Genomic DNA, 7038 nt, shown 5'->3' on the forward strand with positions numbered 1-7038 from the left:
CGGTCGGGGGCCGTGGTGCGAGCCCGGAGGGGCGACCGGGGCGTGCCCGGCGGGTTAACCCGGGAGTACGCGTGTAGTCGCCGGCGGCGCGAGCTGCGGGCGTAGCCGTGGGTGCGTCGGTGGCGGCAGGTGGTCGAGATTCACGGGGAGTTCGGGCGGCGTTGCCGGGCACCATGATCAACGTTCGTGGTCGGGGGGCGTACTGAGCCTGGAGCATCATCGATCTGAGGAGCAACCCCATGCAACAAGGCCCGAGTCGGCGCCGATTCCTTCAGAACGCCGGCCTGGTCGGTGCCGGTCTGGTCGGCGCCGGCACCGTCGGGGCCCAGGCCCCCGCGTCGGCGAGCGCGCACGGCGGCGGCGGTCGGCCCGACCCCGACCTGCCCCATTTCACGCTCGCCGTCATCCCGGACACGCAGTACCTCTTCGACACCGACCGCGGTGACCCGGCGCCGTTGGCGGCGAGTCTGCGCTGGATCATCGACAACCAGGCGCAGCGGAACATCGTCTTCACCGCCCACCTCGGCGACATCGTCGAGAACGCGCGCGCCGACGAACTCGCCGCCGCCGGCAAGGTGTTCGAGACCTTCGACCGTCAACGGATGCCGTACAGCGTGCTCGCCGGCAATCACGACATCAACTCGTCCACGACCGACCAGCGAGGGCCGAGCCCCTACCTCGACGTGTTCGGGCCAGAGCGGTTCCGGAAGCTGCCGACGTACGGCGGAGCGACCAAGGACGGCTACAACACGTACCACGTCTTCACCGCCGCGGGGCGGCAGTGGCTGCTGCTAGCGCTCGACTGGCGTCCGTCGGACGCCGGTCTCGCCTGGGCGAAGTCGGTCCTGGCCGCGCATCCGCACATCCCGGTCATCCTCACCACCCACGACATGGTGTACGCGGACGACACCGCAGCGGCGACGCTCTCCGGGCACGGTCAGCGGCTCTGGGACGAACTCGTCGCGGAGAGCGACCAGATCTTCCTCACCCTCAACGGGCACTACTGGCCGCCCGGCCGGACCGTGCTGCGCAACGCCGCCGGGCACGACGTGCACCTGCACATCACCAACTACCAGGACCGCTACTACGGCGGCAGCGCGATGATCCGGCTCTACCAGTTCGACCTGGCACGCAACACGATCGACGTGGAGACCTTCTCGCCGTGGATCCTCGGGCAGCGGCCCGAGCAGCGCAACGTCCTGGAGCAGCGCGAGATGGAGCTGACCGGCGCAACCAACCGGTTCAGCATCGGGGTCGACTTCGCGGCGCGGTTCGCAGGCTTCGACCCGGTGCCGCCTCGTGCGCCCCGCAACCCGGCCACCATGCTGGTCCCGGGCACGCTCGCCTACTGGCGGTTCGACAAGGGGCGCGGCGACGGCGTCGCAGTGCCGGACGGCGGCCGGATCGAGGATCTCTCCGGGCGCGGGAACCATCTCACCCGGGCCACCCTCGCCGGTAGCGGGCCGGAGGCGCTGCGCTGGTCCGGAGAGCACCACCCCGACCAGCCGGCTCACGCCAGCCTCCGCTTCGACGGTGCCAAGAAGCCGGCGCGCGGCGCGTACCTACGGACCGTCGACGGCGCCCCGCTCAACGCCGAGACCTTCCGCGACGGCTACACCATCGAAGCGTTCGTCAAGCTGCCCGCCGACGTTCGGGCGAGCAACCACGCGTGGATGAGCATCCTGAGCCGCTTCGGCGCCGGCCGGACGCGGGCAAGACCGGCGGCGACCCGTCGGAGCCGGTCGCCACGCTGAGCCTGTCGGACGGCATGGCGTTGCAGTGGGCCGTCTTCCCGCTCAACCAGAACGACATCTCCAGCAACTGGGGCCACGAGATGCCCGCCGACGAGTGGTTCCACGTCGCGGTGGTCAACGACGGGAAGACCACCACCTTGTACGTCGACGGCGCCGAACTGCTGCGCAACCCGTCCACCCCGGCGGTCGGCCTGGCCACGTCGAACGAGCCGTGGCTGGTCGGGGCGTACCACTACGACCGGATCGTGGAGCAGGGCTTCTACGGCTGGATCGGTGACATGCGGGTGGTGAACCGTCCGCTGCCGGTGAGCCGGTTCATGCGGGCCTGACGGTGGAGGTGGCGTGGGGTGGGCCGGGCGGTCCGGCACCGGTCCACGCCACCTCCGTGCGTCTTGGCGCCGACGGCGTAGCACCTGTCGCTGGGCCTGGAACGGGCTCAATCGGAGACGGCGGAGGAGCCTTCCAGCGACGCATCCGTCGGTGCCGGCGGGTTGAACCGGGAGCAGGCGCGCACTTGCCAGCGAGGCGCGCTGGCCTGTTCGATCTCCACGACGTGGTCGATCTCGAATTCGACCATCCGGCCGTGCACCGGGGAACCGGCTCGCTCGCTCCGGGTCCCAGTTGATCCGCCCGGTTCCGTTGAGCTACAGGGTGCGGCCGGTTTCCCAGTCGGGGTGGACGAGCCCGGTTCGGGAATCGAGCTGCATGCTGCCGAGGCTCATGAAGAAGGAGTTGCCGACGTAGTCCGGCCAGCTGATCGTCCCCTCGTCGAGGACGGTGACGAATCGGGCTGTCCGCCGCGGGACCTACCGGCGGAAACGTCGTGCAGAGCACTCTCGGTCGGATCGACGGCCCGCGATCGTTCCCAGGTCGTCGCGCCAGAATTTCGTCCCGGCTGTCGATCTGCCACCCTCCGGGCTCGTCGTAGGGTAGAGGCCACCACAGAGGGGCCGGCACACGATGGGGCTATGAGAAATGGCGAAGTACCTGATTCTCATCTTTGGCGACGCCCAGCAGTGGAACGCGATGACTGATGAGGAGTGGAAGGCGAACCACGCCGCCCACGAAGCGTTCGCCGCCAAAGCAGGCTCACGGATCATCGACGGACAGCAGTTGGAGCCGGTGCCCACGGCGACCTCGCTGCGCTCGGACGCGTCCGGCCAGATCCACACGACGGATGGGCCGTTCCTGGAAACTAAGGAAGCGCTGGGCGGTTACTACCTGCTCGAGGCGGCCGACCTGGACGAGGTTCTGTCGATGGTGACGCTGCTACGCGAGGTGCACCAGACGCACAGCGGTGTGGAGATCCGCCCGGTGGTCGACCGCGGATGACGTGGTGAGGCACGGATGAACGATGAGGTCCTCGCGGCGGTGGCGCAGGCGCACCGCCGCGACTGGGCCCAGGTGCTCGCCACCACTGCCCATCTGACCCGTGACCTCGACCTCGCCGAGGAATGCACCCAGGACGCTTTCGCCCAGGCCCTGGAGACCTGGGCAGAGACCGGCATTCCCGAGCGACCGGGCGCCTGGCTCACCACCATCGCGCGCAACCGGGCCCGCGATGTCCTGCGCCGCGAGTCGGTGTTCCGTCGCAAGATGCCGTTACTCGTTCGGGACGAGGCGGTGCCGGGCCCCGAGGACGGTCTGGTCGACGACCGGCTGCGGCTCATCTTCACGTGCTGCCACCCTGCGTTGTCCAGGGAGGCGCAGGCCGCCCTGACCCTGCGCCTGGTGTGCGGGCTGTCCACGCCCGAGGTGGCCCGCGCGTTCCTGGTGCAGCCGGCCACCATGGCCGCGCGTGTCACCCGGGCCAAGAAGAAGATCGCCACGGCACGCATCCCATACCGGGTACCGGGCCCGGACCAACTCGAGGAGCGGGTCAGCGCCGTCCTCGAGGTCGTTCATCTCATCTTCACCACCGGTCACACGGCACCGCTCGGCGCTCACCTGGTCCGCCGGGACCTGGTGGACAGCGCGATCAGGTTGGCCCGCATGTTGCATCTGCTCATGCCGACCGACGCCGAGATCAGCGGCCTGCTCGCGCTGTTAGTGCTCATAGCGTCGCGTCTGGACACCCGCGTGTCCGACGACGGGCGCCTGGTGCTCTTGTCTGAGCAGGACCGCTCACGCTGGGACAGGCAGCTCATCGCCGAAGGCCAGTCGTTGTTGACCGATGCGTTGCGCCGACGGCCACCCACACGGTACGCCCTGGAGGCTGCGATAGCGGCCGTGCACGCCGAGGCGCCGACATGGCAGGACACCGATTGGACAGAAGTTGTCGGCCTCTACGATGCCCTGTTCCGGCTGTGGCCTTCGCCTGTGGTCGATCTCAATCGGGCAGTCGCGATCGGCCTGCGCGACGGACCAAGGGCCGGACTCGACGCGCTGACGCCGTTGCTCGCCGATCCGGCCCTGGCCACGTACGGATATCTCAGTGCCGCCCGCGCCGACTTCCTGCGCCAGTTGGGGCAGTGGCCGCAGGCCGCGACGGCCTACGAAGAGGCGCTGACCCTCACCGACAACAGCGTCGAGCGGGTCTTCCTCACTGAGCGGTTGACCGAACTGCAGCAGTATCTGTGATCGTCAGCATTCCACGGACGGTCTTGGAGTACCCGTCGATGCCATAGTGGCCACGGCGGCTAGGCGTGTCTACCGATCTTGTAGTGGTTGACTTCGATGGCGACGGCATCCTGATCGCGCTCTGTCGAGGTGGACCCGCTCAGGACATCCGCGACTACCCCGCCGGGCCATGGGTCATGAACCGGTGGCTGACCCACGTTGGTCAGTCGCCGCCTACCCTCGCGCGGATCTGGGTAGTCGGAACAATGCGTGGCGGCCGTTGTCGTCCCAGAAGCCGGTCTCGGTGCCGGTGGCGAGCAGGGTGGCGTTGAGTGCCTCGCGTTCGGCTCGGGTGGGGACGGCAGGGTGAGGTGCCGGGTCGGTCACGCTGCGGTCTTTCCGCAGCGCGTTCTCAGTCTGCGGGTGCCGGTTCGGCGGGCCGGGCCGTGAAGAAGCGGATGATGTCTTCCGCTGCGGTTGGGGACAGCATCATCGCCTGGACTCGTGCGGACATTTCGGCGATCGGATGAATCCTGGTGAACATCGCCTCTTCGTACGTCCGGATCGCCGAGTCAGGGTCGGCGGGGTTGGCGGCGAGTCGGCTGGCGAGTTCGGCGGCGTCGAGCATGGCCTGGTTGGCGCCCTCGCCGACCGGCGGCATGAGGTGCGCGGCGTCGCCGATGAGGGTGACGCCCGGCCGGCTGGACCAGCGCGTACTGATGGGCATCGCTTCGATCGGGCGCGGCGTCGGCGCGCTGTCGCCGGCCTCGATGAGTGCGGTGAGGCGTGGGTCCCAGCCAGCGAACATGTCCAGCAAAGCGCGCTTACTACGGTATGTGTCGATGGGGCGATCGTCTGCGCGCAGCGAGATCCCGACACGTAGGCGGCCGTCGCCGAGGCGTTGCGCTGCCAGGATCTGGTTCACGCCGACGCACCACAGGTTCCCGGGGCCAACCAGCTCGGCGAGATCGGGATGGCGCCGGTCGACGTCTTCGATGTTCAGCTCTACGAGAGTGGCCACATAGGACAGTTGGACGTCGGTCAGCAGCGACCGGACGACTGAGCGCGCGCCGTCCGCGCCGATGAGGATGTCGCAGCCGGTTCGGTGGCCGCCATCGAACGTCAGTTCCCAGCCCCCGTCAGGTCGCGGGGGCGCCGCGAGGCTTTGGGCGCCCTCAACGCCTTCATCATCGGAGCGGTCCGCAGAGAGGTCACCGAGCGACGCACCGCCCGTTCCACCGGCACCGATGAGGCCGCCTGGCAGGCCAGCCTCGGCCCCTACCTCACACGCATGTTGAAAACCGGCCGATACCCCACCGTCGCCCGGCTCGTCATCGACGGCGCCCACCTCAATGCCGAGGAAACCTTCAACCACAACCTGACCACCGTCTTGGACGGCATCACCAGCCGACCCCCCACGTGACCTACCGCTCTGAGGCCAGCGGCCGGCTGGAAGCCGATGCGCCTTGATCAGATATCCGGATCTGCCGCCGATCGCGCGTCACAGTACGTGACGAGAGAGCGGCAGCGTACGGCGCGCGGTCGTGGCGATGACAGTGCATTGCCAAGTCGTCGACGACAAGTCTTGGCGGCTCGACTGGGTTGGTCAGACCCCGCTCGCCTGGATGTCAGGAAGGGCAACGGCGGTGCCGGTCACCGCGATCCCGGTTCCGGGTTGGGCGGGGATCTCGATCGTGAGCAGGCTTGGACGGCCCATGTCCTGGCCCTGGTGCACGGTGACCGTCGCGGGCGGCGCCACCAGGCGCATCTCGCGCAGATAGCCACCCAACGCCGCGGCCGCCGCACCGGTCGCGGCGTCCTCGACAACACCACCGGGTGGGAACGGGTTACGCGCGTGGAATACCAGCGCGGACTCGCGGTAGACCAGGTCGATGGTTGTCCAGTCGCGCTGGGCCATCAGGCTGGCCAACGCCGCTATGTCGTAGTCCAGGCTGGCCAGGCGTTGCCGGCTCGCGGCGGCCACGATGGGATGCCACGCCCCGGCGAAGGCGATCCGCGGCGGCAGCGTCGCGTCGAGGTCGCCCGGCGTCCAATGCAGCGCTTCGAGCAGCGCCGCAAGGTCGCCGGCGGAGATAGGTTTGCTTTGCGGTTCGACGCTGATCAGCGTGGCGGTGCTAGTGCCGTCCGCCTGCACCTTGGTGGAGACCTCGACCAGGCCGGCGCGGGTGTCCAGATACAGAACTCCCGGACCGTGCCGCTCGGCGTAGGCAACTGCCGACGCGATGGTCGCGTGGCCGCAGAACGGGACCTCTGCCTTCGGGCTGAAATAGCGCACCTTGAAATGCCCATTCCCGCCAGGCACGAGGAACGCCGTTTCGGAGTACCCGACATCGGCCGCCACCCGCTGCATCTCCGCGTCGCCGAGCCCGGTGGCATCCAGCACAACACCAGCCGGGTTGCCGCCGGCTGGATCGGCACTGAACGCGGCGTACCGCAGGATCTCCATGATCACGATCATAGGGTGGCGCCTCACCAAATTCGAGTGCCAATCCACCCGTCACGCCGCAAGAGCAGCCCGTCACCCGGCATCCGCACATGCCGCTGACAGCGCGTCGGAGACGACCGGATCTCATGGGTTCTGTCGGGTCGGTTCTTGGAGCAGACTCGGTGTCGGTAGCGGCTGGCGGGTCAGCACTCTCCGGATCTGACCCGTGCGAGGTCTTGCGGCAGACCGTGCGCCCGCTGGTCGTGAGGAGATGCATCA

General features: G+C 68.6%; 8 protein-coding genes. 5 read left to right on the top strand and 3 right to left on the bottom strand.

The features are described from left to right. Positions 1–239 precede the first annotated feature (239 nt). Both ACWD5O_RS32320 and ACWD5O_RS32325 read left to right on the top strand, forming a co-directional pair. Positions 240–1754, top strand: coding sequence for a metallophosphoesterase (locus ACWD5O_RS32320; protein WP_450087626.1), 1515 nt, complete (start codon positions 240–242; stop codon positions 1752–1754). 14 nt (positions 1755–1768) lie between these two features. Then, entirely contained in the window at positions 1769–2083 is a 315-nt protein-coding gene (locus ACWD5O_RS32325) for a LamG-like jellyroll fold domain-containing protein (protein WP_450087627.1), read from the top strand. Between the two features lie 107 nt (positions 2084–2190). Here ACWD5O_RS32325 and ACWD5O_RS32330 read toward each other — a convergent pair whose 3' ends face one another. Continuing rightward, a complete protein-coding gene (locus ACWD5O_RS32330) occupies positions 2191–2331 on the bottom strand; it encodes a hypothetical protein (RefSeq protein WP_354968264.1) in 141 nt (46 codons plus the stop codon). A 398-nt stretch (positions 2332–2729) separates the two neighbouring features. Between ACWD5O_RS32330 and ACWD5O_RS32335 the strand changes: the two genes are divergently transcribed. After that, positions 2730–3086, top strand: coding sequence for a YciI family protein (locus tag ACWD5O_RS32335; protein ID WP_354968265.1), 357 nt, complete (start codon positions 2730–2732; stop codon positions 3084–3086). Positions 3087–3101: 15 nt separating this feature from the next. Next, entirely contained in the window at positions 3102–4334 is a 1233-nt protein-coding gene (locus tag ACWD5O_RS32340; RefSeq protein ID WP_450087628.1) for an RNA polymerase sigma factor, read from the top strand. A 391-nt stretch (positions 4335–4725) separates the two neighbouring features. Here ACWD5O_RS32340 and ACWD5O_RS32345 read toward each other — a convergent pair whose 3' ends face one another. Then, positions 4726–5121 (bottom strand): FAD-dependent oxidoreductase, encoded by a 396-nt coding sequence (locus ACWD5O_RS32345; protein WP_354968271.1) that lies wholly within the window; start codon positions 5119–5121, stop codon positions 4726–4728. A 297-nt stretch (positions 5122–5418) separates the two neighbouring features. Between ACWD5O_RS32345 and ACWD5O_RS32350 the strand changes: the two genes are divergently transcribed. Further along, the gene (locus ACWD5O_RS32350; RefSeq protein WP_354968267.1) at positions 5419–5736 is read left to right on the top strand and encodes a TetR/AcrR family transcriptional regulator C-terminal domain-containing protein; all 318 of its coding nucleotides are present in this window, start codon (positions 5419–5421) and stop codon (positions 5734–5736) included. 183 nt (positions 5737–5919) lie between these two features. On the opposite strand, the gene ACWD5O_RS32355 is transcribed toward ACWD5O_RS32350, so the two are convergent. Further along, positions 5920–6780, bottom strand: a complete 861-nt coding sequence (locus tag ACWD5O_RS32355; RefSeq protein WP_449939646.1) for a PhzF family phenazine biosynthesis protein — start codon at positions 6778–6780, stop codon at positions 5920–5922. Positions 6781–7038: the final 258 nt, after the last annotated feature.

Source organism: Micromonospora sp. NPDC005161 (assembly GCF_053599855.1).

Bases quoted from the DNA above. Each gene is read 5' to 3' on its own strand.
- ACWD5O_RS32345 (WP_354968271.1), bottom strand. From the start codon at position 5,121: ATGTTCGCTGGCTGGGACCCACGCCTCACCGCACTCATCGAGGCCGGC.
- ACWD5O_RS32320 (WP_450087626.1), top strand. From the start codon at position 240: ATGCAACAAGGCCCGAGTCGGCGCCGATTCCTTCAGAACGCCGGCCTG.
- ACWD5O_RS32330 (WP_354968264.1), bottom strand. From the start codon at position 2,331: ATGGTCGAATTCGAGATCGACCACGTCGTGGAGATCGAACAGGCCAGC.
- ACWD5O_RS32335 (WP_354968265.1), top strand. From the start codon at position 2,730: ATGGCGAAGTACCTGATTCTCATCTTTGGCGACGCCCAGCAGTGGAAC.
- ACWD5O_RS32340 (WP_450087628.1), top strand. From the start codon at position 3,102: ATGAACGATGAGGTCCTCGCGGCGGTGGCGCAGGCGCACCGCCGCGAC.
- ACWD5O_RS32355 (WP_449939646.1), bottom strand. From the start codon at position 6,780: ATGGAGATCCTGCGGTACGCCGCGTTCAGTGCCGATCCAGCCGGCGGC.
- ACWD5O_RS32325 (WP_450087627.1), top strand. From the start codon at position 1,769: ATGGCGTTGCAGTGGGCCGTCTTCCCGCTCAACCAGAACGACATCTCC.